Source organism: Arcobacter lacus (assembly GCF_003063295.1).
Classification (GTDB): domain Bacteria; phylum Campylobacterota; class Campylobacteria; order Campylobacterales; family Arcobacteraceae; genus Aliarcobacter; species Aliarcobacter lacus.
Map to the genome: position 1 here is coordinate 59266 of NZ_MUXF01000008.1, position 23040 is coordinate 82305.

At 28.0% G+C, this 23040-nt stretch carries 24 protein-coding genes; 14 read left to right on the top strand and 10 right to left on the bottom strand.

The window, feature by feature from the left end:
* Nucleotides 1–251: 251 nt before the first annotated feature.
* Together B0175_RS05325 and B0175_RS05330 are read right to left on the bottom strand one after the other, a co-directional pair.
* A complete protein-coding gene (locus tag B0175_RS05325; protein ID WP_108527621.1) occupies nt 252–611 on the bottom strand; it encodes a HepT-like ribonuclease domain-containing protein in 360 nt (119 codons plus the stop codon).
* Entirely contained in the window at nt 604–903 is a 300-nt protein-coding gene (locus B0175_RS05330) for a nucleotidyltransferase family protein (protein ID WP_144033638.1), read from the bottom strand. Before B0175_RS05330 ends, B0175_RS05325 begins: the two co-directional genes overlap by 8 nt.
* 165 nt (nt 904–1068) lie before the next feature.
* Between B0175_RS05330 and urtA the strand changes: the two genes are divergently transcribed.
* From urtA to urtE, 5 genes are all read left to right on the top strand, one after another.
* Nucleotides 1069–2346 (top strand): urea ABC transporter substrate-binding protein, encoded by a 1278-nt coding sequence (urtA, locus tag B0175_RS05335; RefSeq protein WP_108527623.1) that lies wholly within the window; start codon nt 1069–1071, stop codon nt 2344–2346.
* A 56-nt stretch (nt 2347–2402) separates the two neighbouring features.
* Nucleotides 2403–4007, top strand: coding sequence for an urea ABC transporter permease subunit UrtB (gene urtB, locus B0175_RS05340; protein WP_108527624.1), 1605 nt, complete (start codon nt 2403–2405; stop codon nt 4005–4007).
* Nucleotides 4008–4010: 3 nt separating this feature from the next.
* Nucleotides 4011–5117: an urea ABC transporter permease subunit UrtC gene (gene urtC / locus B0175_RS05345; RefSeq protein ID WP_108527625.1), complete on the top strand. Its 1107-nt coding sequence runs from the start codon at nt 4011–4013 to the stop codon at nt 5115–5117.
* Between the two features lies 1 nt (nt 5118).
* Complete coding sequence (gene urtD / locus B0175_RS05350; protein ID WP_012012544.1) at nt 5119–5907, top strand: urea ABC transporter ATP-binding protein UrtD; 789 nt, start codon at nt 5119–5121, stop codon at nt 5905–5907.
* A gap of 128 nt (nt 5908–6035) precedes the next feature.
* Nucleotides 6036–6731: an urea ABC transporter ATP-binding subunit UrtE gene (gene urtE / locus B0175_RS05355; protein ID WP_108527626.1), complete on the top strand. Its 696-nt coding sequence runs from the start codon at nt 6036–6038 to the stop codon at nt 6729–6731.
* Nucleotides 6732–6810: 79 nt separating this feature from the next.
* On the opposite strand, the gene B0175_RS05360 is transcribed toward urtE, so the two are convergent.
* A complete protein-coding gene (locus B0175_RS05360; RefSeq protein ID WP_108527627.1) occupies nt 6811–7896 on the bottom strand; it encodes a GTP pyrophosphokinase in 1086 nt (361 codons plus the stop codon).
* Between the two features lie 236 nt (nt 7897–8132).
* Between B0175_RS05360 and B0175_RS05365 the strand changes: the two genes are divergently transcribed.
* The 6 genes from B0175_RS05365 (at nt 8133) to ureG (ending at nt 13110) form a co-directional block, all read left to right on the top strand.
* Nucleotides 8133–8885 carry an urease accessory protein UreD gene (locus B0175_RS05365; protein ID WP_108527628.1) on the top strand — a complete coding sequence of 251 codons (753 nt, stop codon included), beginning with the start codon at nt 8133–8135 and terminating at the stop codon, nt 8883–8885.
* Nucleotides 8886–8989: 104 nt separating this feature from the next.
* Nucleotides 8990–9667, top strand: a complete 678-nt coding sequence (locus tag B0175_RS05370; RefSeq protein ID WP_108527629.1) for an urease subunit gamma — start codon at nt 8990–8992, stop codon at nt 9665–9667.
* 1 nt (nt 9668) lies between these two features.
* Nucleotides 9669–11369 carry an urease subunit alpha gene (ureC, locus tag B0175_RS05375; protein WP_108527630.1) on the top strand — a complete coding sequence of 567 codons (1701 nt, stop codon included), beginning with the start codon at nt 9669–9671 and terminating at the stop codon, nt 11367–11369.
* Nucleotides 11370–11378: 9 nt separating this feature from the next.
* Nucleotides 11379–11825 (top strand): urease accessory protein UreE, encoded by a 447-nt coding sequence (locus B0175_RS05380; RefSeq protein ID WP_108527631.1) that lies wholly within the window; start codon nt 11379–11381, stop codon nt 11823–11825.
* A gap of 1 nt (nt 11826) precedes the next feature.
* Nucleotides 11827–12513, top strand: a complete 687-nt coding sequence (locus B0175_RS05385; RefSeq protein WP_228156071.1) for an urease accessory protein UreF — start codon at nt 11827–11829, stop codon at nt 12511–12513.
* A gap of 9 nt (nt 12514–12522) precedes the next feature.
* A complete protein-coding gene (gene ureG, locus B0175_RS05390) occupies nt 12523–13110 on the top strand; it encodes an urease accessory protein UreG (protein WP_108527632.1) in 588 nt (195 codons plus the stop codon).
* 196 nt (nt 13111–13306) lie between these two features.
* Here the strand turns inward: ureG and B0175_RS05400 are convergent, their stop codons facing one another.
* A complete protein-coding gene (locus tag B0175_RS05400) occupies nt 13307–13870 on the bottom strand; it encodes a hypothetical protein (protein WP_108527634.1) in 564 nt (187 codons plus the stop codon).
* 112 nt (nt 13871–13982) lie between these two features.
* Between B0175_RS05400 and B0175_RS05405 the strand changes: the two genes are divergently transcribed.
* Nucleotides 13983–14576, top strand: coding sequence for a TetR/AcrR family transcriptional regulator (locus B0175_RS05405; protein WP_108527635.1), 594 nt, complete (start codon nt 13983–13985; stop codon nt 14574–14576).
* A gap of 9 nt (nt 14577–14585) precedes the next feature.
* On the opposite strand, the gene B0175_RS05410 is transcribed toward B0175_RS05405, so the two are convergent.
* Genes B0175_RS05410 through B0175_RS05420 form a run of 3 tightly spaced genes read right to left on the bottom strand, consistent with a single transcriptional unit; the run spans nt 14586 to nt 20007 of the window.
* Nucleotides 14586–17714 (bottom strand): efflux RND transporter permease subunit, encoded by a 3129-nt coding sequence (locus B0175_RS05410; protein ID WP_108527636.1) that lies wholly within the window; start codon nt 17712–17714, stop codon nt 14586–14588.
* Between the two features lie 2 nt (nt 17715–17716).
* Nucleotides 17717–18775, bottom strand: a complete 1059-nt coding sequence (locus tag B0175_RS05415) for an efflux RND transporter periplasmic adaptor subunit (RefSeq protein ID WP_108527637.1) — start codon at nt 18773–18775, stop codon at nt 17717–17719.
* Nucleotides 18772–20007 carry a TolC family protein gene (locus B0175_RS05420; protein WP_108527638.1) on the bottom strand — a complete coding sequence of 412 codons (1236 nt, stop codon included), beginning with the start codon at nt 20005–20007 and terminating at the stop codon, nt 18772–18774. The genes B0175_RS05415 and B0175_RS05420 overlap by 4 nt, the downstream gene beginning before the upstream one ends.
* 103 nt (nt 20008–20110) lie before the next feature.
* Between B0175_RS05420 and B0175_RS05425 the strand changes: the two genes are divergently transcribed.
* On the top strand, nt 20111–20593 hold the full coding sequence (locus B0175_RS05425; RefSeq protein WP_108527639.1) for a MarR family winged helix-turn-helix transcriptional regulator: 483 nt from the start codon (nt 20111–20113) through the stop codon (nt 20591–20593).
* Nucleotides 20594–20614: 21 nt separating this feature from the next.
* Here the strand turns inward: B0175_RS05425 and xth are convergent, their stop codons facing one another.
* Together xth and B0175_RS05435 are read right to left on the bottom strand one after the other, a co-directional pair.
* On the bottom strand, nt 20615–21403 hold the full coding sequence (xth, locus tag B0175_RS05430; protein WP_108527640.1) for an exodeoxyribonuclease III: 789 nt from the start codon (nt 21401–21403) through the stop codon (nt 20615–20617).
* Nucleotides 21403–21651, bottom strand: coding sequence for a hypothetical protein (locus B0175_RS05435; RefSeq protein ID WP_012012563.1), 249 nt, complete (start codon nt 21649–21651; stop codon nt 21403–21405). Before B0175_RS05435 ends, xth begins: the two co-directional genes overlap by 1 nt.
* A 97-nt stretch (nt 21652–21748) precedes the next feature.
* Here B0175_RS05435 and B0175_RS05440 point away from each other — a divergent pair, with 97 nt between their 5' ends.
* Nucleotides 21749–22471, top strand: a complete 723-nt coding sequence (locus B0175_RS05440) for a sulfite exporter TauE/SafE family protein (RefSeq protein ID WP_108527641.1) — start codon at nt 21749–21751, stop codon at nt 22469–22471.
* Between the two features lie 30 nt (nt 22472–22501).
* On the opposite strand, the gene B0175_RS05445 is transcribed toward B0175_RS05440, so the two are convergent.
* Nucleotides 22502–23026: a lipocalin family protein gene (locus tag B0175_RS05445; protein WP_108527642.1), complete on the bottom strand. Its 525-nt coding sequence runs from the start codon at nt 23024–23026 to the stop codon at nt 22502–22504.
* Nucleotides 23027–23040 lie beyond the last annotated feature (14 nt).

Consider the following 23040-nt stretch of genomic DNA (forward strand, 5'->3'; position numbering starts at 1 on the left):
AGAGTAAAATCTATATCTTAAGATAATAAAAAATATTGATTATGTTCCCAATGTAATTCTTTGTAGGTTATATTTAATTTTGAAGATAACTCTTTTATTGTTGGTAAATAAACTTCTGGAAATTTATCTCCCAATATTATAAATTTTAGAGAATCAGAAATATCAATAAAAATATCTTTAGAAAAATTATTGTTGTTTTTAACTAAAACAATTCTAAATTCATTTTAGAATTTAGAAAATCAGTTAATTCTTCAGTCATGAATATTTTTTTTAATACTCTCAATAATGTTCTTAAAAATAGGCAAGTTATATCTAATCACATCTTCTATAATATTATCATCTGTACTATCATAGTCATGAGCTATATAATTTCTAACTGAACTAATACCTTTTAAATCTTCACTTGTGAAGTTTTCTAGTATTTTGAATTCATTATCATCTTTTAATTTTGAAAACTGTTCAGCAATTCTTATAATATTCATTCTAATAGCTGGTTTTATGATTTTATCTTCTATTGCTTGAGTTATTTTTAGATTACTGCTATTAATAATAAAATCAATATTTTCAATACATTCTAAAATCTTATCTAGTCTATTTATTACTTTACACATAAATTATATCTTTTAAAATTTTTTTATTTGAATCAGGTACAAAATCAATCTCTTTTTTGAATATTGATTTTAATTCATCTTTGATTGAATCGATTCTTAGAAGTTTAGAAAATCCACCAACATATTTTTTTGAGAACTCTTCATAGTTTAATTTATAAGCTATATCAATGTCACTATATTCAGTTTCATTATCTTTTGCATAACTTCCAAAAAGACCTACTATTTCCAAGCCTTCTTGTTGATATATTGGTTTTAGTTCTTTTAATTTATTTAGTATTTCTTCTTTTTTCATAAGAAAGATTATATCATAAAATATTTTACGATTTTTTCTAATAAAATCAAAAAACATCCTTTGTCTAAAATCTATACACCAACATCTCAACTCAATCACCAAAAACAACACTAAAACAACACTTATTTTTTATACTTCTTTTGTAAATAAAAAAAAGGAGATTAGATGAAAAGATTATTTGCAAAAGCAATCGTAACTTCTGCATTATTAGGTGGTATGATAGCTCACGCTGCTGATACTATCAAAGTTGGAGTTTTACACTCACTTTCAGGAACTATGGCTATTAGTGAAACAACACTAAAAGATACTGTTTTGATGTTAATTGATGAGCAAAATAAAAAAGGTGGTGTTTTAGGAAAAAAACTTGAACCAGTTGTTGTTGACCCTGCGTCAAATTGGCCACTTTTTGCTGAAAAGATGAGAGGACTTTTAACAAAAGACAAAGTTGATGTAACTTTTGGTTGTTGGACATCAGTTTCAAGAAAATCAGTTCTTCCAGTTGTTGAAGAGTTAAATGGATTATTATTCTATCCAGTTCAATATGAAGGTGAAGAGTCTTCTAAAAATGTATTTTATACAGGTGCTGCACCAAACCAACAAGCTATTCCAGCAGTTGAGTATCTTATGAAAGAAATGGGTGTAAAAAGATTTGTTCTTGCAGGAACTGATTACGTTTATCCAAGAACTACAAATAAAATCTTAGAAGCTTATTTGATGTCAAAAGGTGTTAAAAAAGAAGATATTATGATTAATTATACGCCATTTGGTCACTCTGATTGGCAATCAATTGTAAGTGATATCAAAAAGTTTGGTTCAACTGGTGTTAAAACTGCAGTTGTATCTACAATCAATGGAGATGCAAATGTTCCGTTTTATAAAGAGTTAGGAAATCAAGGTATAAAAGCTGAAGATATTCCAGTTGTTGCGTTTAGTGTTGGTGAAGAAGAACTTTCTGGAATTGATACAAAACCACTTGTTGGACATTTAGCTGCGTGGAACTATTTTGAAAGTGTTGATACACCAGAAAATAAAAAATTTATTGCAGATTGGAAAAAATTCATCAAAGATGATAAAAGAGTTACAAATGACCCAATGGAAGCAACATATATCGGATTTAATCTTTGGGTAAAAGCAGTTGAAAAAGCTGGAACTACAGATGTTAATGCTGTTTCAAAAGCAATTATTGGATTAGAAGTTCCAAATTTAACAGGTGGAACAGCTAAAATGCTTAAAAATCACCACTTAACAAAACCAGTTTTCATAGGTGAAATTCAAGAAGATGGACAATTTGAAACTGTATTCTCAACAGAAAAAGAGATTCCAGGTGATGCTTGGTCTGATTTCTTACCATCATCAAAAGATGTAATTTCTGATTGGACAGCTCCAATTAATTGTGGTAACTATAACACAAAAACTAAAAAATGTTCAGGACAAAATTTTTAATAAAAATATAAAGAAGAGTTAACTCTTCTTTATAAAATCTACATAGGATTAACAAAATGAAAATTTCAATTTTTAAAATAATTTTTCTTAATTTATTACTCCTATCATCTTTATTTTCTTCAACATTTGAAGAAGATATAAAAGCTTTAGATACAAAAAGTTTCAATGAAAAAGAGAGTATTGTAAGTAATCTAGCTACAAATTATAGTGAAGATGATAGATTGGTGTTACTTTTAACAAAAATGCTTGATGGAGATTTATACATCAAAAATGATGATAAAGATGTTTTGGTTTTAGTAAAAAAAGAGGCAAACTTTTTATTTACAAAATCTTTGATTAGTGGAAAAGATTTAGAATCTTTAAAAGAATCAAGTTTAGAAAAAGTAAAAACAAACAATAAATTAAGAAGTGTTATAAAAAGTCTTCTTGCACAGATTGACCTTTTTTCTTTAAATATTGACAAAAGATTAAGTTCAGCAAAAAATATTTTACAAAATGTTTCAAAAGACGAAGAAGAAATAATAAATAAAGCTTTATCAAAAGAGAAAGATAGTGATGTAAAAGAGATTTTATTTGAAGCTAAATATATCATAGAAGCAAAATATTATACAGGTGAAACTCAACTAAATGCAGTAAAAAATTTAGGAAGTTTTATCTCTTCAAATTCACTTGCTACTTTAAAAGAGATTTCTCAATCAGATGAATCTAGTGAAGAGTTGAAAAAAGTTGCAAATAGTTCACTTGCAGATGTTGAAAATATTAGAACTTTATATTCATTTTTAGAAACGGCATTTTTTGGACTTTCTCAAGGAAGTGTTTTACTTTTAGCCGCAATTGGTTTAGCTATCACTTTTGGAGTTATGAAAGTAATAAATATGGCTCATGGTGAATTAATCATGATTGGAGCATATACAACATATACAATCCAACAGTTGATGCCAAATTTAATTGAGTATTCGATTATCATAGCAATTCCTGCTGCTTTTATTGTAAGTGCTTTAGTTGGTATTTTGATTGAAAGACTTGTAATTCGTCATCTTTATGGAAGACCACTTGAAACATTACTAGCTACTTTTGGGATTAGTTTGATTTTACAACAAGTAGTTAGAACTATTTTCTCACCTCTTAATCAAGAGGTGAAAACTCCATCTTGGATGAGTGGAGCTTTAGAGATAAATAGTGCCTTATCACTTACATATAATAGACTTTATATCGTGATTTTTGCATTGGTTGTATTTTTAGCCGTTTTGTTTGTGATGAAAAAAACAAGTTTAGGTTTAAAAGTTCGAGCAGTTTCTCAAAACAGACCAATTGCACGAGCAATGGGAATAAAATCTAGTTATATAGATGCAATAACTTTTGGAATAGGTTCTGGAATTGCAGGAGTTGCAGGAGTTGCTTTAAGTCAGTTAACAAATGTAGGACCAAATCTTGGACAAGCATATATCGTAGATAGTTTCATGGTTGTTGTTTTTGGTGGAGTTGGTAATTTATGGGGGACTTTAATAGCAGCATTTTCACTTGGAGAAATAAATAAATTTATCGAACCATTTGCAGGTGCAGTTTTAGCAAAAGTTATTATATTGGTATTCATAATACTATTTATTCAGAAAAAACCAAGAGGACTTTTCCCACAAAAGGGAAGAGATGTTGAGGAGTAGAAGATGAGAAAACAACCATTGATTTTAAAAGTTTTAGAAAATGACAAAGGTGGAAGAATAGTATTATCTATCCTTGCTGTTGTAGTATTTGTAGTTTCATTTTGTAATTTAGTAATTCCAAGTGATTCTGTTTTTCACATATCTACTTTTACAGTAACACTTCTTGGAAAGTATTTGGCTTTTGCACTTTTAGCTCTTGCTCTTGATTTAGTGTGGGGATATTTAGGAGTTTTAAGTTTAGGACATGGAGCATTTTTTGCTCTTGGAGGTTACGCTTGGGCTATGTATCTTATGCGTCAAATTGGAGATAGAGGCATTTATGGAAATCCAGATTTACCAGACTTTATGGTATTTATGAATCTAAAAGAGTTACCTTGGTTTTGGTTAGGATTTGATAATCCATTATTTGCTTTTTTGATGGTGATGTTTGTTCCTGCTTTTTTAGCTTTTATTTTTGGATGGTTTGCTTTTAAAAGTAGGGTTACAGGAGTTTATCTTTCTATTATCACTCAAGCTTTAACTTATGCACTTATGTTAGCTTTTTTTAGAAATGATATGGGATTTGGTGGAAACAATGGTTTGACAGATTTTAAAGATATTTTAGGATTTGATTTATCAGCTGATACCACTAGAGTAGGGTTATTAATCATCACATTTATAGCTTTGGCTTTGGGATATTTGATTTGTAGATTTATAATTAATTCTAGGCTTGGAAGAGTTGTAATATCTATACGAGATGCTGAAAGTAGAGTTAGATTTTTAGGCTATCGAGTTGAACAATATAAACTTTTTATCTTTGTTGTATCAGCAGTTTTAGCAGGAATTGCAGGAGCACTTTATGTACCACAAGTTGGAATCATAAATCCTGGAGTTTTCTCACCTCTATTTTCTATTGAGCTTGTTATTTGGGTAGCAATTGGAGGTCGTGGAACACTTTATGGTGCAATAATTGGAGCAATAGTTGTAAGTTTAGCTAGTTCTTATTTTACATCTGCCCTTCCAGAAGTTTGGTTATATGCTTTGGGAGCTTTATTTGTAATTGTTACTTTATATCTTCCAAAAGGTGTAGTTGGAATATTTTCAACATTGAAATCAAAAGTAAAGGCTTAAAATGAAACCATTAGAATTAAAAAATGAAGATAATATTGGCGATTTAAGAATAGGAAGTAGGATTTTACTCGTTGATGGAGTTAGTGTTAGTTTTGATGGATTTAAAGCTTTGAATAATCTTAGTTTTTCTATAAATTATGGAGAGCTAAGATGTATTATTGGAGCAAATGGAGCTGGAAAATCAACTATGATGGATGTAGTAACTGGAAAAACAAAACCTGATAGTGGAGAAGTTATTTTTGGGCAAGCTGTAAATTTACTCTCAATGGATGAACCAAGTATTGCACAAATAGGAATAGGAAGAAAGTTTCAAAAACCAACTGTTTTTGCCAATCATACAGTTTTTGAAAATCTTGAACTTGCAATGAAAGATGATAAAAGATTTTTCAAAACACTTTTTTCAAGACTTAGTTCAACACAAAAAGATAAAATCGAAGAGACTATGAAACTAATAGGTCTAAAAGAGTTATATAACAGCCAAGCTGGAATCTTATCTCACGGACAAAAACAGTGGTTAGAAATCGGAATGTTAATCATGCAAGAACCAAAACTTTTACTTGTAGATGAACCAGTTGCTGGTATGACACCACAAGAAGTGGAAAAAACAGCAGAGATTTTGACAACTCTATCAAAAGAAAATGCTGTAGTTGTAGTTGAGCATGATATGGAGTTTATAAGAAGTATTGCAAAAAAAGTAACAGTTTTGCATGAGGGTTCTGTACTTGCAGAAGGTAGTATGGATGCTATACAAAATAATGAACAAGTAAGACGAGTGTACCTTGGTGAATGATTTTAAGGCAAATTAATTTGCCTCTTTAGGGTTTGTTTACTTTTAACAATTTTTCATAAATTGTGTTAAAAAGTGTAAAAAATGGTAAGGTCCCTTTTAGATTGGGACAATTTAAAAGGAAAATAGTGATGTTAAAAATAGAAAAAGTAAATCAATATTATGGACAAAGTCACACTCTTTGGGATTTAAATTTAGAGTTTAAAAAGGGTTGTTGTACTTGTGTTATGGGAAGAAACGGAGTTGGGAAAACAACTTTGAGTAAAGTTATCATGGGTTTACTTCCTATACGTGATGGAGGATTAATCTATAATGACCAAGATATCTCAAAACTTCCAGACCACAAACGAGCAAGTATTGCAATAGGTTATGTTCCACAAGGAAGAGAGATATTTTCTCAACTAACAGTTTTGGAAAATCTTCAAATAGGAGTTATGTCAAATAGACATAAAATCAAAAAAGTTCCTAGTAAAATCTATGATCTGTTTCCAGTTTTAAAAGATATGCAAAAAAGAAAAGGTGGAGATTTGAGTGGAGGGCAACAACAACAACTTGCAATCGCAAGAGCTTTATGTATAGATCCAGAGTTTTTAATACTAGACGAACCAAGTGAAGGAATCCAACCAAATATTGTGGCGCAAATAGGACAAGTTATTGATTATCTTACAAAAGAAGAGCAAATAACTGTTATGTTGGTTGAACAAAAACTTCCATTTGCAAGACGTCATGGAGATGATTTTTATGTACTTGATAGGGGAAGTGTGGTTGCAAGTGGTGAAATAGGGCAACTTAGTGATGAGATTATTAAGAAGTATATGTCGGTTTAAAGAATATAAATTTTTGCTTTTATTGATGATAAATTTAATAAAGTTTAAATTATCATCAATAAATTATTAAAAATTCTAATTATTTGATTGAATCATATATTTCTTGAATAGATTCTAAAAAATCTAAATCATTGCTATGAAAATTATGAATATAGCTTTCTTGCAGTTTTTTATTATCTAATTCTAATAGTAATATATATGATAAATAAAAATATGTGATTCCTTTTGGAAATGAATTTTCATCTTCTATTTCTTCTATTTCTTCTATTTCTTCTAAATAGTGGAAAAACTTAGTAGTGAATTTTTCTATGATAGATTTTTTCGTAATTAATAAATTATTTAATTCTTCAATGGTTTTTATATTAAAATAAGATAATCTATCTAAATACCTAGATAAAGAATTTAAATCAATTTTTGTATTTAAAAATGCTCGACCATCAGCATTTACAATATAGTTATCTAATTCAATCACTATTGGATTTTCTACAAAGAGCTGTAAACTATTTAAGTTTAAGTCCGTTTTAAGTAATTCATTTTTATCATTTCCAATTTTATTTTCATAAGATTCAATTGCTTTTTTTATTTCACAGAAATTTTCATCAGCAGTTTCAAGTAATCCGGCAATTCTTGAAAATTTTCTTCTTAATTCTTTTGGAATCCCTAATGAACTTTTATATCCTATGTCATGTTCTATTTCTGCCCAAGCATGTTGTAAGATACTTCGTATTTGTATTTCAAATTTTATATCTTTGTATTTTTTATATTCTGGTAATAATAATCTTCTTTCAGAAATTTTGCATATTAAATGATAGGATAAATATCCAAATTTATCGGATTCTAACATAGATTTCTTATTTATTGAGTTTTCTTCATCAATATCAAATTCTTTTTTTATAATAGTTACTATTTTTTCTACATCATCTTCAAAATATGAAATTATACGACAACCAACAACATCAGTAATATCATCAATAATTGAGTATTTTCCTGCCTTAGTATCTATCTTCTTTTCAAGACTATTTTTTTCTTTTACACGACTATATATGTAATGATAATTTACTTCATCAAGAAGTAACTCTTTTATTAAAACAACTAGCTTGTTTTTTAGATTATTATATAACTTCTTATTTTCATTGTATTTATTCAGAATGTTTACTTTACTCACTTATTTTTTCCCATTATTTTAAATATATCTTAAAATATTCTATATTAATAACTCTAAATAAGTTATAAAATAATAATAAATTTATTTTTATGTAAAAAATAAAAGTGTTGCTTTAGTGTTGTTTTTTCAAAATCCAACAAACAAAATCTATATAATATTTATACAGGTGAAAAAAAAGTAATCTATTTTTTTTTGATAGAATATTTATAGATTTAAGAACGATTTTTAGGATAAAAATGAGTATAAAGTTTAGTTTTAAAGATGAGGTTTTTTCTTTAGAAAAATTACAACTTCCTTCAAGAAATTATTATTTTAACGATAATGAAAACTATATAAAGTTATTAAATATAGGTGAAGGGATTTTTCCCAAAGATAAAATAAGAATATCTTTAAGCCTTGATAATTCAAACTTAATCCTTACAACTGAATCAGCCACAAAAATATATCCTAGCAAAAAAGAGTTTGGAATTCAAAAAATAGATATTATTTTAGAAAACAACTCAAATTTAGAGTTTATAAATGATGAGTTGATTTTGTACAAAGATTCACGTTATATTCAGTTTTTTAATCTAAAAAGCGATGAAAATTCAACTTTTTTTTATACAGATATTTTAAGTCGTGGAAGAAGTTTTGAGAATTTTGATTTTTCAAATATGCTTATAAAAAACTCATTTTTTTGTGAAAAAAGTATTGAGTATATGGAAAAATTTGATGTAAAAGGTTATGAACTAAAAGATTATATCAGTAGAAAAAGCAGTAGCAATTTTATTTTTGCAAAGATTTATATAAAAACAAAAAACAATGAAGAGTTTTTAAATAGGATTTATTTGGAAAAGTTTGAGAGTTTTACATACACTAAAAATAAAAAAATCATTCTTGGAGTAATCAGTTCAAATAATATGTTTGAGTTAAAAAATCAAATTTTTAATATTTGGAAACTTTATAGAAAAGAGTTAAATAAAAGTAAATTTAATTTAGGTAAACAGTAGGCTTTTTTCTAAAAGCCCTTTAGGTTTTTGTTTACTTTTTTAGAAAAAGTAGTTATTTATGAGTAGGTTCCCTTTTTAATGGGAATCATTTAAAAGGAGAAAAGATGTTTTTAACAAATCGTGAACAAGAAAAGTTATTGATTTATACAGCTTCAAAATTAGCCTTAGAGCGAAAAAACAGAGGTTTAAAACTAAACTATCCAGAAGCTGTGGCAATTATTAGTTCATATATTATTGAAGGTGCAAGAGATGGGAAAAGTGTTGCACAACTTATGGTTGATGCTACAAAAGTTTTAAAAGAGGATGATGTTTTAGAGGGTGTTGCATCAATGATGTATATGGTTCAAGTTGAGGCGACATTTGAAGATGGAACAAAGTTAGTTACAGTTCATAATCCAATTCCTTATGATAAAAACAAATTAATCCCTGGAGAATATCTTGTAGATAAAGGAGAGATAGAACTAAACTCTTCAAAAGATATTATTACAATAGAGATAGAAAATAAAGGTGATAGACCAGTTCAAGTGGGTTCTCACTATCATTTTTTTGAGGTAAATAAAGAGCTTAGTTTTGAAAGAGCCAAAGCTTATGGAAAAAGAATCGATATTCCAGCTGGAACATCTGTAAGATTTGAACCTGGAAGTAAAAAGAGTGTAAACTTGATAGATTTTGCAGGACGTAGATATATGAGTGGATTTAATGGTTTGGTTGAGGGCTTTTTAGACGATGAGACTACAAAAGCAAAAGCTATGGAAAATCTTTCAAAGTTTTTAGGAGAATAGTATGAAAATATCAAAAGAAAAATATGCTTCTATGTATGGACCAACTGTTGGTGATAGATTTAGACTGGCTGATACAACACTTATTGCTAAAATAGAAAAAGATTATACTATTTATGGTGAAGAGAGTAAGTTTGGTGGTGGAAAAACTGTACGTGATGGTATGGCTCAAAGTCCAACGGCTGTAGATGTTGCTGATTTGATTATTACAAATGCGATTATTATTGATTATACGGGAATTTATAAAGCTGATATTGGAATCAAAGATGGAAAAATCTTAGCTATTGGAAAATCAGGAAATCCAAATCTTTGTGATGATATTACAGATGGTTTAGAAATTGGAGCAAATACTGAAATTCTTTCAGCTGAGGGAAAAATCATAACTGCTGGTGGAATAGATACACATATTCACTTTATAAGTCCAGGTCAAATAAACGAGGCCTTAAGTAGTGGTGTAACTACTATGATAGGTGGAGGAACTGGACCAAATACTGGAACAAATGCCACAACTTGTACTCCAGGAGAGTGGAATATCAGTAAAATGATACAAAGTGTTGATGATTTACCTTTAAATTTTGGATTTATGGGAAAAGGAAATAGTTCATCATATGAAGCTTTAAAAGTGCAAATAGAAGCTGGAGCAATGGGATTAAAACTTCATGAAGATTGGGGAAGTACACCAAACGCTATTGATACTTGTTTAAGTGTTGCAGATGATTTTGATGTACAAGTTGCGATTCATACAGATACTCTTAATGAATCAGGATTTGTTGAAGCAACAGTTGGGGCATTTAAAAATAGAACAATACATACTTTCCATAGTGAGGGAGCAGGTGGTGGGCATGCACCTGATATTATGAAAGTGGCAGGCTTAGCAAATGTACTTCCATCAAGTACAAATCCAACTTTACCATATACAAAAAATACAATAGAAGAGCATCTTGATATGCTTATGGTTTGTCACCATTTAAGCCCAAAAATTCCTGAAGATGTTAGTTTTGCAGAATCAAGAATTAGAGGAAAAACAATTGCTGCTGAAGATGTGTTACATGATTTAGGAGCTATTTCAATCACAAGTAGCGATTCACAAGCTATGGGAAGAGTTGGAGAAGTAATCATACGAACTTGGCAAGTTGCAGACTCAATGAAACAACAAAGAGGAACACTTGAAGGTGATGATGAAAAATGTGATAATAATAGAATCAAAAGATATATTGCAAAATATACAATAAATCCTGCGATTGCTTCTGGAATTGATGAATATGTTGGAAGTGTTGAAGTTGGGAAAATGGCAGATTTAGTTTTATGGAATAGGGCATTTTTTGGAGTAAAACCTGAAATTATCATAAAAGGTGGATTTATTGCTCTTGCTATGATGGGTGATAGTAATGCTTCAATTCCTACACCTGAACCAAATATGTATAGACCTATGTTTGGAAGTCTTGGACGTGCAAGTAGTAAAACAAGTGCAATTTTTACTTCAAAAGTAGCTAGTTCAAATTTAAAAGATAAACTAGGAATTTCAAAAGAGGTATTACCAGTAAAAAATGTTAGAAATATTGGTAAAGCTGATATGAAACTAAATGATTTTATAGGTGATATTGAAATAGATAGTGAAACATATGATGTAAAAATCAATGGAGAGCTAATAGAATCAAATTATGTTGAAAAAGTGCCAATGGCAAGACGATATTTTATGTTTTAGGAAAAAAAAGTGACATTTACTGTAATAAAAAAAGTAGTTGAAATTAAAAAAGATATGCCTTTTAGTGATGAGGTTGAGTTATCTTGGTTTGATATGCAAAAACCAAATTTAACAGCAGTTACTAAAAAAGGAGTAAATTTAGTAGTAAAAGCTAAGTTTACCCATCTTCATGAAAATGATATTTTAGTTTGTGAAGATGGAATGGGAATAAAAGTTAGTCGAAGTGTTGATGAGATTTTTGTTTTAGAGTTTAGTGATGCTTTAACTTTTGCAAAAACTGCTTATGAAATAGGAAACAGACATCAACCAGTTATGATTGAAGAGTTTAAAATCATAGTTTTAGATGATATCTCTTTAAGTGATATTATCAAAGATTGTTATTCAAATGAAAAAATAAAGTGTGAAAAAACAAAAGGTTATTTCAAACCAAATGGAAAAGCACACCATAGCCACTAAAATGCAAAAAACAAATCTAAAAAGCCTTAGCAGATTTATGCAAATACTTGATGGAAGTTTTCCCTCAGGTGTATTTGTTCACTCTTTTGGACTAGAGCCTCATATTTTAAAAGAGAAAATAAAAGATATAAATAGTTTAAAAGTCTATTTAGAAAATCTAATTATCGACCAATACTCTAAAATAGAGTTTGTTTATGTTAAAAAAGTTTATGAAGCTTTAGAAAAAGAGAAGTTAGGCATTTTAAAAAAACTTGATAATTCCCTTGGAACTTATTTAACTTTTGAGTTTGCAAAAGCTTCACGTGATATTGGACAAAACTATTTTGTGCAGATAAAAAATCTAGTAACAAAAGATATTGTAAAAGAGTATTTTTCTTTGATTGAGAATAAATCTTGCGTTGGAAATGAGATAATTGTATTAAGTGCTATGGCTTTTGATATGGATATTTCAATGGATGATTTTATTGTTATGTGGACAAAGAAAAATCTTATAAATATTGCTGTTACAACACTAAAAATATCAAGAATAAAACCAAGTGAAATACAAAAAATGCTTTTTGAAATTGATGAGATTTTAGAAAAGTTTGATTATAAAAATATAGAAAACAAAATCACAAATTTTAATCCACTTTTTGAAGAGATTATATTTGCACATAAAAATTTAGAACCAAAGATGTTTACAACTTAAAGGAAAAAAATGGCATTAAAAATAGGAATAGCAGGACCAGTTGGAAGTGGAAAGACTTCACTAATAGAGACTTTAACAAATCTATTAAAAGATAAGTATAGTCTTGGAATTGTAACAAATGATATTTATACAACGGAAGATGCAAATTATCTAAAAAAAACTCTTGATTTAGATAGCCAAAGAATTCTTGGAGTTGAAACAGGTGGTTGTCCTCATACTGCAATAAGAGATGATATTTCGATGAATCAAAAAGCAGTAGTTGAGCTTGAAGAGAAGTTTAATCCAGATATTGTATTTGTAGAAAGTGGTGGAGATAATTTAAGTGCTACTTTTTCTTATGAATTAATTGATTATTATGTTTATGTAATTGATGTTGCTCAAGGTGCTGATATTCCAAGAAAAAAAGGTGCAGGATTATTGTTTTCTGACCTTTTAATCGTAAATAAAATAGATTTAGCTCCGTATGTTGATATAGATTTAGTTGATATGGAGAAAGATGTAAGGGAAAATAGAAAAAATAAACCTTATGTATTTATTTCAAAAAAAGAGCCCGAAACTTTAAATCAAGTTATTTCTTGGATTGAAGCACTAATTTAAACAAAAACATTTTTAGGATAAAACATCCTAAAAATTATAAAACAAAAAAGTAAAATAAAGTAAGTTTTTAAATTAATATCTATATTAAATATTGTTGAAACTAAGAAATAAAATATAGCAAGAGTTACAAGCCAAAAACTAACTAATGAAAAAAATATTAAGACTATTCTAAATATTGTTCCTATTGAATTTTTACTCATTTTAGTTCCTTTATTATTGCTTCGATTTGTCTTCTATGTATAAATGTATGCATAAACATAAAAACACTCCAATCGTAATTATTAAATTCTATAAACCAAGGGTGTTTTTTCTTCATTTTTGATTGTTTTTTATCTAAAGCTTTTATAAATGAAATATACTCTTCATAGAACTTCTTAAAACTTTCATATTGATTTTCAACATTGTGTTTTGGTTTTACATTTTCTATTTTTATCTCTTCTTCAAACTCTTTTTCCAAACTTAAAGTTTCAATAACATTTTTGACTTTATTTCCTGCAATTTCTAAATGTTCTAAAACCATATTTATTGAAAATTGTCTTGTATCATCTTCTATGGCAAAAGTTCTATCTATAAGTGTTTTTTCTGTTAGTAAGTTCTTATCAATAGGTTTTAATAACTTATCAATAATTCTTAATTCTCTTTGTAATAAAAATAGAGCTATATCCCAAGTTATTAGGATTCTTATTGATGGAACTAAAACGTTTTTTATAAAAAGTTTTTCAAGATTTGGTAAACCTGAACCAGGAGGTGCTAGTTTCATATTAACTCCTTTGTGATAGAAAATTTTATATTTATATAAATTATTTATAGCTTAAAATTAGAGTAAATACTCTAATAATTATTTGAAAAGTTAAAAATAAGTATAATCAAGTATGAAAAAAGAGTCAGTAAGTAAAAAAAAGATAAAAAAATATGCCTTAGATTTGTTTAATGAAAAAGATACATTTTCAATTACTACAAATCATATTGCACTTTGTGCAAAAATTTCTACGGGAAACTTGTATTATCATTATAAAAATAAAGAAGATATTATTATTGATATTTATGAAGAGATGATTGAAAAATTTGAGAGTTTAAATAGCTTTGAAAAGATATTAAATAGCCAAAATCCTTTAGAAGAGTTATCAAAAATGTATGATTTATATTTAGATATTTTTTGGGATTATAGATTTCTTATGAGAGATTCATCTGTTTTACTCTCAACTTTGCCTAAGTTTAAAGAGATTTTTATTCAAAGACAAAACCTTAGAATTAGCCAAATAAAAATGTTGATAGAGTATTTTATTTCAAAAGATATTTTTAAACAAATGAGTGAAGATGAGATTTTATTATCTGCAAAATTAAATTGGTTTATTTCAACTTATTGGCAAAATTTTATTTCTATAAATGAGGTAATTACAAAAGAGTCTTTTAAAGAGGCAAAGGATGTTATATTTAAAATAAATATAAATCCTTTTTTAAAATAAAAAAGAGGATTATTCCTCTTCTTTATTTGTTAGAACTTCGTCATCTTTATGACCACTAAGTCTTGAAATTAAAACGAAGAATAGTGGAATAAATAAAATTGCTATAAATGTAGCAGTTAACATTCCTCCTACAACTCCAGTTCCAATAGAGTGTTTACTTGCAGCTCCAGCTCCACTACTAATAGCAAGTGGCATAACTCCAACTGTAAATGCTAATGAAGTCATAATAATTGGTCTAAGTCTTACTTTAGCAGCTTCAAGTGCCGCATCAACCAATTTTATACCTTCTTTTTGTTTTTGAATAGCAAACTCTACAATTAAAATTGCATTTTTAGCCGCAAGTCCTGCAAGAACAAGAAGTCCAATTTGGAAATAGATATTATTGTCTAAGCTTCTTATATTTGTAGCAAGTATTGCTCCAAAAATTGCAAATGGTACTGCTAATACAACAGAAAGTGGTAATAACCATCTTTCATAAAGTGCACAAAGAATTAAGAACAGAAAAACAATACCAAAAATAAATGCTTGAGCAGAACTTCCACCAATTTGTTTTTCTTGATAAGCAGTTCCTGTCCAGCTGATTGTATAACCTTCTGGTAAAACTTCATTTGCAACTTCTTCAATAGCTCTTAATGAATCTCCAGAACTATATCCAGCTGCTGGTTGTCCTGAAACTTTTGCTGCTTGGAAAAGGTTAAATCTTTCTACGATATCAGCTCCAACAACTTTTTTATAGTTTATAAATGAATTAATTGGTAAAAGCTCACCTTTATCTGATCTAACATAAACATATTGGAAATCATCAACATTATTTCTAAATTCATCTTTAGCTTGTAAATTAACTTTATAAGTTCTTCCATATAAAGAAAAATCATTTACATAATAACTTCCAAAAGTTGCATTTATAGTGCTATAAATATCACTTAAACTTACACCTTTTGCTTTAGCTTTTTCAGTATCTACATCAATTTGAAATTGTGGAATATTAGCAGCAAGTGCAGTTCTTACTCCCATTAATTCAGGTCTAGTTTTGGCTTTTTCAACTATTTGATTTACAATTTTTCCTAAATCTTCAATAGTTCCACCTTTTCTATCTTGAACATACATATCAAATCCACCTGTAACACTCATCCCCATAATTGGAGGTGGTACAACGGCAAAAGAGAAACCTTCTGTTGTTCCCATTAGTTGTTTACTAAATTTTGCTAAAAGTGCTTGTGCTTCTTGCTCAGGATTTGGTCTTTTACTCCAATCTTTTAATTTAATAATTGTTGCAACTGTATGACTTCTTTGTGCCGAAGTTGTAAAGTCATATCCAGCAAGAGTAATTATATTATTTACACTTGGATCTTCTGCAATAATTTTATTTATCTCTTCACTTAACTCTAAAGATTTTGACATAGAGTATCCAGGAGGGTTAAATCCAAATACAAAGATTGTTCCTTGATCTTCATCAGGAAGAAGTCCAGTTTTCATAGACTTAAACATATCCCAAGATATAAATAATAATCCAGCATATAATAAAACAGAAATTAAAGAAAATCTAATACTTTTTTTAACTATTACTGAATACCCTTGTGTAGCTTTTGCAAAAGAATCATTGAACCATTTGAAAAAACCTTTTGGTTCATGTTTTTTGTTTTTTAATACTTTTACACAAAGAGCTGGAGTTAAAGTTAAAGCAACGAATCCAGAAATAACAACAGAAATAACAATTGTTATGGCAAACTGTCTATACATTTCTCCACTTAATCCACCCATAAATGCAACAGGAATAAATACAGCACCTAAAACTAAAATAATAGCAATTAAAGCTCCAGTTACCTCTTTCATAGCAATAAATGCAGCTTCTTTAGGAGTTTTTCCTTCTTCCATGTGCCTTTCGATATTTTCAATAACGATAATAGCATCATCAACAACGATACCAATAGCAAGAACTAAACCAAATAGAGTTAGTAAGTTAATACTAAATCCTAAAGCATACATTCCTGCAAATGCACCAACTATTGATACTGGAACCGCAATAAAAGGAATAATAGTCGCTCTCCAGCTTTGTAAGAATAAGAAAATAATCAAAATAACAAGTGCTAAAGCTTCAACGAACGTTTTAACAACTTCGTGAATTGAAGCTGTAATAAAATCTGTACTATCATAAGGGATACTATATGTCATATCTTCAGGGAAACTTTTACTTGCATCTTCTAAAGCTTTTTTTATTGCATCAGCAGTTTCAAGTGAGTTAGCTCCACTTTGTAAAAATACTCCAATAGGAATTGAAGGTGCATTATTTAGTCTTGTTGTAACACTATAATCACTAGCTCCAAGCTCAACAGTTGCGATATCTTTTAATCTTAAACTACTTCCATCTTCATTTGATCTAATTACAATATTTCCAAATTGTTCAGGATTTTCAAACCTTTGAGGAGTTCTAATTGTATATGTATACATCTGTTTTTGAGCAATTGGTTCAGAAGCAATTTTTCCAGCTGCATATTGATTATTTTGTTCTTTAATTGCTGTTATAACATCAGTTGTAGCAAGTGAATATTTTGATAATTTTAATGGATCCATCCAGATTCTAATAGAGTAATCTTTTGCTCCAAAAATCATAGCATCACCAACTCCTTTTACCCTTTTTAGTGATTCAACTAAGTTTAATAAAGCATAATTTGATAAATAAATTGAATCAAAAGTTTTATTTGGAGATTGAAGCATTGCAAACATCAAAATACTTGGACTTCTTTCACCTACAACAACACCTTGTCTTTGTACTTGTTCAGGCATTTTTGCTAGGGCAGCTTGTACTCTATTGTTTACATCGATTTTTGCATCATCAGGATTTGTTCCAACTTCAAAAAATACGTTTATACTTAATCTTCCACTATCTTCTGCTAGAGAGTTCATGTAAAGCATATTTTTTGCACCATTAATTTGCTCTTCAAGAGGAGCAGCAACAGTTTTTGCAATAGTATCTGCACTAGCTCCTGGATATGAAGTACTTACAATAATTTGAGGCGGTAAAACTCTTGGATATTGTTCAATTGGTAAATTGAACATAGCAATTATTCCCGTCAAAAATATTATAATTGATAAAACACCAGCAAAAACTGGGTTTTTAATAAAAAATGAAGAAATCATAATTATTTCTCTTTATTTACAATTTGAACTTTTGTATCTGGTCTTAATTTTGCAAAATTACTAGTTACAATTTGTTCATTTGGTTTTAAACCACTTTTTATAACCATTCCTTCTTTTACTAAATCTCCAGTTACAACTGGTCTTGGTTTTGCTATATTATTTTCATCAACTACAAAAACAATAGTTGCTTGAGCAGTTTTTAATACAGCATTTTCAGGAACAACAAAAACATCTCCTAAAGATAGATTTGAAATCTCTATTTTTGTAAAGTTACCTACTATTAATTCGCTATTTGCATTTTCAAATTTTGCTCTTAAAAGTAGAGTATCAGTATTTGTATCTATTACAGGAGCAATATAATCAATTTCTCCATTCTCATAAGTTTTACCATCTGTGATAAGTTTAATTTTTGCACTTTTTTCTTTTATTTGAGAAAGATATTTATTCATATCATCTTTTGGCAAAGAAAACTCAGCATGAATTGGATTTGTATTTGTAATAGTTACAAGTAAAGAATTATTTGAACTACTTCCAACTAAATCTCCAATATCATGTTGTTTTATACCAACAATTCCATCAATAGGAGCTGTTACAGTTGTATAGTTTAGACTTATTTGTGCTTCATCTAATGCTGCTTTTGAACTTTCATATTGGTATGTATAATCATCAAAAGATTGTGGACTAATTGATTTTGTAGCAATTAATGATTTAGCTCTTTCATAATCTTTTTTTGCTTTTGTATATTCAGCTTTTTTCATATTTAAATTTGCTAAATAAGTATCTGGCTCTATTTTATAAAGTAAAGTTCCTTTTTTTACAAAATCACCTTCTTTAAAATGTTTTTCTTTTAATATTCCAGAAACCCTTGCTATAACATCAACTTGTTCATAAGCTTTCAAAATAGTTGGATAAGTCTTATTTGTAGTATTATTTTGTTTTGTAATTGTAAATGTTTGAACAGGTAAACCTGGTGCTTCATTTGGTGCTTTTGCTTCATCTGCAATTAAACTATTAAATCCTAAAAAAAGGAAAGATATTGCAATTAACGACTTTTTTATCATTTTATGTACTCCTCTAATTTTTCACCACTTTGGTAAATTATGTTTGCTCTTTTTATTTCTATATCATTTAATGAAGCTCTATATAAACTAAGTGCATCAAACTTCTCACTTAAACTTTGTAAAAAGGCAACATTATCAACTAAACCATTTTCATATTTTGATTTGATAATTGTATAAGCACTATCAGCAGCTTTTAAACTAGCTTCTGTTGAAACTATTTTTGCTTTTGCTATTTCATAAGCTCTAAGTGATAGTTGTAAATCTACATTTGCTTTGTTTTTTTCATATTCTAAATTTAATTTTGAAGCTAAATACTCTTTGAATTTTGCTTCATATTTATATTTTGTTTCTCCAAATGAAAAAATATTCCATTTTAAGTTTGCACTTGCGATATTTTGATGGTCTACATCATTTCCTAAATCATTATTAGCATGGTTATACTCTTTATCATAATATGTAAAAGTATTATCTAAAGTAATAGTTGGTAAATAACCACTTTTTTCAGCCTTTGCATTACTTAAACTTGCTTGAGTATCATATTCTAAAGATTGAATATCAAATCTTGCACTTTCATCTTTTACATCTTGAAGTTCATTTACATTTGAACCAGATGTAATATCGACTTTTGTACCAGTTATATATTCTAAATTATGTAAAATTGTGATGATACCTAAATCAATCTCTTTGAGTTCAACTTTTGCAGCTTCCACATTTGAAATAATTTTTTGTACTTCATCTTCTGTTGTAGTTCCAGCATTGAAATATCTACTTAATCTTTCCATTTGAGCATCAAGTTGCTCGATTTCTTTTAATTTTGCATCTTTTTGCGCTATATATGATAAGTAGTTAAAATAGTAAGTTATAACAGTTAATGAAATATCATTTTTTAAAGCATCAAGTGATTTTTCACCACTTTTTATAGATGATTCATAACTATCATAAGTATCATATTTTCTTCCACCATCATAAAGATTATAATTTACACTTCCATATACATTTCCTGATTTATGAGCAACATTTGGTCTTTCATCATCAGTTATTGAATATCCTGCACCTAGGTCTAATTTTGGTAAATAACCACCTTTTACACTTCTATATTCATCTTTTAGTGCATCTAATTTTTGTTTAGATGACTCAACTAATCTATTTTGAATAGCTAAATTTACTAGTTCTTCTAAGCTTTGTGAATATAAAAAAAGTGGTATAAAAAAAATAAATAATATCTTTTTCAAAAACAACTCCTTTTTTTTAATAAAGAGAAATTTTATCTGTTTTATACTTAAATATATCTTGCTAGAAAGATACTTTTAATAAAAAATTTGTTATAATACTTTCATGAAAAAAAAATATTTAGATGACTTTTATGAAAGATGTTCTATTGATGAAAAGTGTGCAATATTTGCATTATCATTGCCATTATTTTTGGTAAATAAAGATTTGATAGTAAAATCAGAACAGTTTTTAAAAATAAATTATGACTTATTGCATACAGATATTGATGTTTTAGCCTCTTTATATTTTAAAGGTGAAAACTATACTTTATCCCCAACTGAGTTATATGATGCCTTAATATTTTCTTCTGGTGGAATGACAAAAGTTTTAAAAAAACTTCAAGACAGAGGACTTATCAAAAGAGACGCTGTAAAAAATGATAAAAGAAAAAATCTAGTTTGTTTAACACAAAAAGGAACAGAACTAATAAAAGAAATTATGGATAATAAAGCTTCTATGATAGAAAAGACCTTTTCAGTTTTAGATAAAAAAGAAAAAGAAAATTTGAAAAATATCCTTTCAAAAGTTCTTTATTCTTTAAATTAAAAACATAGTGTTTAATTATATTTAGAACTCCATTTCAAGAGCGATTGGACAATGGTCACTTCCTTCAATAGTATCTAAAATATAAGCATCTTTTACATAATCTTTTAAATCAGAACTGACATAAAAGTAGTCAATTCTCCAGCCAACATTATTTGCTCTTGCATTTGCTCTATAACTCCACCAAGAGTATTTATCTTTTATATCGCCGTTTATAAGTCTAAAAGTATCGATATAACCATGAGATAAAAACTTTGTTATCCAATCTCTCTCCATTTGTAAAAATCCACTTGTATTTTCATTGGCTTTTGGTCTTGCAATATCAATTTCCGTATGAGCTGTATTAACATCACCACAAACAATGATTGATTTCCCATCTTTTTTTAGATTTTCGCAATGATTTAAAAACCTATCATAAAATTCCATTTTATAATCAAGTCTTTCTTGACTACTTTGTCCGTTTGGGAAATATACATTAAAAAATGCGATATTTTTGTCTGCTAAATTGAAATGAACTTCGTTTATCCTTCCTTCATCTAAAATATCTACACTTTCACAAATACTTTGAAAAGTTGGTTCAATATCAGAAAATAGAGCAGTTCCACTTCTTCCTTTAATTGCCGATGCACTTGCAAATAGAGTTTTGAACTCTTTTGAAAAGATAGTTTTTGGAATTTGGTCTTTCATTGATTTTGTTTCTTGAACACCAAGTAAATCAACTTCTATTTCATCTATCCATTTTAACGCATCTTTTTTATCAACTGCTCGTATTCCATTTACATTCCACGAAATAAATTTATATCTTTTTGCCATTATTTAGAATTTTCCTTTTTTTCTTCTTTTTTATCTTCTTTAATTAGATTTTGTGGTGCTTTGGGTGTTGTTGGTTTATTTATACCAATATTTTTGAAATCTTTATTTGATAAACTATTTTTTTCATCTATTAGATTTTCACTTTTTCCACCATGCATATCTATTTTTCCATTATCTTGAATCATATAATTATAATTTGCAAATAAAATATTTGCAAAAAGTGTAGTAACTATTAGTAATATTTTCATAAAAAGCTCCTATTTAAAAAAAATAATTATAACTATTTTTCAATAATAAAGGCTTTATTTGGTATTTTATGCATTATTTTTAAGATAGGATTTTTTTATGTTGGAGTTAGGTTTAGGAGTTATCACTTTTTTGACTTCTGTTATTGCAGCAGTTGTTGGAATTGGTGGTGGAATGATGCTTATTGCTATTTTGCCTTCATTTTTACCTGTAAATGCACTTATTCCAGTTCATGGATTGACACAAGTTTCAAGTAATCTTAGTCGAGCAATTTTTGGATATAAAGATGTGCAATATGAAGTAGTACCTAAATTTTTAATTGGTTCTATTTTAGGAATTGCTTTTTTTGTAGGAATATTAAATTTTATTTCACTTGAATATGTACCATTATTTATTGGAGTTTATATATTACTTTCTCTTTGGAGTCAAAAGTTCAATGAAAAGATAAAAAGATATGAAAACTACTATTTAGCAGGTTTTTTTCAAACAGGACTTTCGATGGTTGTTGGAGCTACTGGTCCGCTTACAATGACACTTTTATTTAAAGATTACAATGATAAAGATAAAGTTGTAGCAACTGGAGCTGCTTTGATGAGTATAACTCATTTTTTAAAGGTAGTTGTATTTATATATTTTGGATTTGTATTTTTTGATTATATATGGATTATTATATCTATGATTATTGGAGCAGTTGTTGGAAGTTTTGTTGGAACTAAACTAAGAAATATAATAGATGGTAAAAAATTTACTATTATATTAAAAGTTTTACTTACTATTTTAGCATTAAACCTAATAATAGGAATATTACTAAAAAGTTTTTAAAGATTTTTATTACTTTTAAAGTAATAAAAATCAATCTTGGATTGTATATATGAGTTTAGATTTATCAAATCCCATACTAGTAATTTTTTCTAATAATTTATTTAAAACCTCATTACTTATAGTTTTTTCTCTTGAAATTATCCATAAATATTTTTTTGATGGAGTTCCAATAATTGCATATTTATAATCTTTATCTAAATCTAAAATCCAATAGTCTCCATAAAATGGTCTAAAAAAACTTACTTTTAGTTTACTATTTGTTTCATCTATACTATATGCAACTGCTTTTGCATCTTTAAATTCATTTGTAGAAATTTTTGTACAACTATTAACAACTTGAATCTTTTCATCATCTCTTAAAGAGTAATTTGCCTTTACATTTTTACAATCTTTTTGAAAAGGATGTTCATATCTTGCTATTTCATACCAATCTCCAAGATATTTTTGTAAATCAACTTTTTGTACTGTTTTTAAATCTGTTTCTTGTTTTGTGCTACAAGCTACAAAAAATAGTGACAATAAAATAACTCCAAAAAAGTTAAACATTTTTTTCATAATTTTTCCTTTTT

Bases quoted from the DNA above. Each gene is read 5' to 3' on its own strand.
- B0175_RS05425 (WP_108527639.1), top strand. From the start codon at position 20,111: ATGAAAAAAAAATATTTAGATGACTTTTATGAAAGATGTTCTATTGAT.
- B0175_RS05325 (WP_108527621.1), bottom strand. From the start codon at position 611: ATGTGTAAAGTAATAAATAGACTAGATAAGATTTTAGAATGTATTGAA.
- urtE (WP_108527626.1), top strand. From the start codon at position 6,036: ATGTTAAAAATAGAAAAAGTAAATCAATATTATGGACAAAGTCACACT.
- B0175_RS05415 (WP_108527637.1), bottom strand. From the start codon at position 18,775: ATGATAAAAAAGTCGTTAATTGCAATATCTTTCCTTTTTTTAGGATTT.
- urtC (WP_108527625.1), top strand. From the start codon at position 4,011: ATGAGAAAACAACCATTGATTTTAAAAGTTTTAGAAAATGACAAAGGT.
- B0175_RS05405 (WP_108527635.1), top strand. From the start codon at position 13,983: ATGAAAAAAGAGTCAGTAAGTAAAAAAAAGATAAAAAAATATGCCTTA.
- ureC (WP_108527630.1), top strand. From the start codon at position 9,669: ATGAAAATATCAAAAGAAAAATATGCTTCTATGTATGGACCAACTGTT.
- urtB (WP_108527624.1), top strand. From the start codon at position 2,403: ATGAAAATTTCAATTTTTAAAATAATTTTTCTTAATTTATTACTCCTA.
- B0175_RS05410 (WP_108527636.1), bottom strand. From the start codon at position 17,714: ATGATTTCTTCATTTTTTATTAAAAACCCAGTTTTTGCTGGTGTTTTA.
- B0175_RS05330 (WP_144033638.1), bottom strand. From the start codon at position 903: ATGAAAAAAGAAGAAATACTAAATAAATTAAAAGAACTAAAACCAATA.
- ureG (WP_108527632.1), top strand. From the start codon at position 12,523: ATGGCATTAAAAATAGGAATAGCAGGACCAGTTGGAAGTGGAAAGACT.
- B0175_RS05385 (WP_228156071.1), top strand. From the start codon at position 11,827: ATGCAAAAAACAAATCTAAAAAGCCTTAGCAGATTTATGCAAATACTT.
- urtD (WP_012012544.1), top strand. From the start codon at position 5,119: ATGAAACCATTAGAATTAAAAAATGAAGATAATATTGGCGATTTAAGA.
- B0175_RS05445 (WP_108527642.1), bottom strand. From the start codon at position 23,026: ATGAAAAAAATGTTTAACTTTTTTGGAGTTATTTTATTGTCACTATTT.
- B0175_RS05435 (WP_012012563.1), bottom strand. From the start codon at position 21,651: ATGAAAATATTACTAATAGTTACTACACTTTTTGCAAATATTTTATTT.
- B0175_RS05370 (WP_108527629.1), top strand. From the start codon at position 8,990: ATGTTTTTAACAAATCGTGAACAAGAAAAGTTATTGATTTATACAGCT.
- B0175_RS05440 (WP_108527641.1), top strand. From the start codon at position 21,749: ATGTTGGAGTTAGGTTTAGGAGTTATCACTTTTTTGACTTCTGTTATT.
- urtA (WP_108527623.1), top strand. From the start codon at position 1,069: ATGAAAAGATTATTTGCAAAAGCAATCGTAACTTCTGCATTATTAGGT.
- xth (WP_108527640.1), bottom strand. From the start codon at position 21,403: ATGGCAAAAAGATATAAATTTATTTCGTGGAATGTAAATGGAATACGA.
- B0175_RS05400 (WP_108527634.1), bottom strand. From the start codon at position 13,870: ATGAAACTAGCACCTCCTGGTTCAGGTTTACCAAATCTTGAAAAACTT.
- B0175_RS05365 (WP_108527628.1), top strand. From the start codon at position 8,133: ATGAGTATAAAGTTTAGTTTTAAAGATGAGGTTTTTTCTTTAGAAAAA.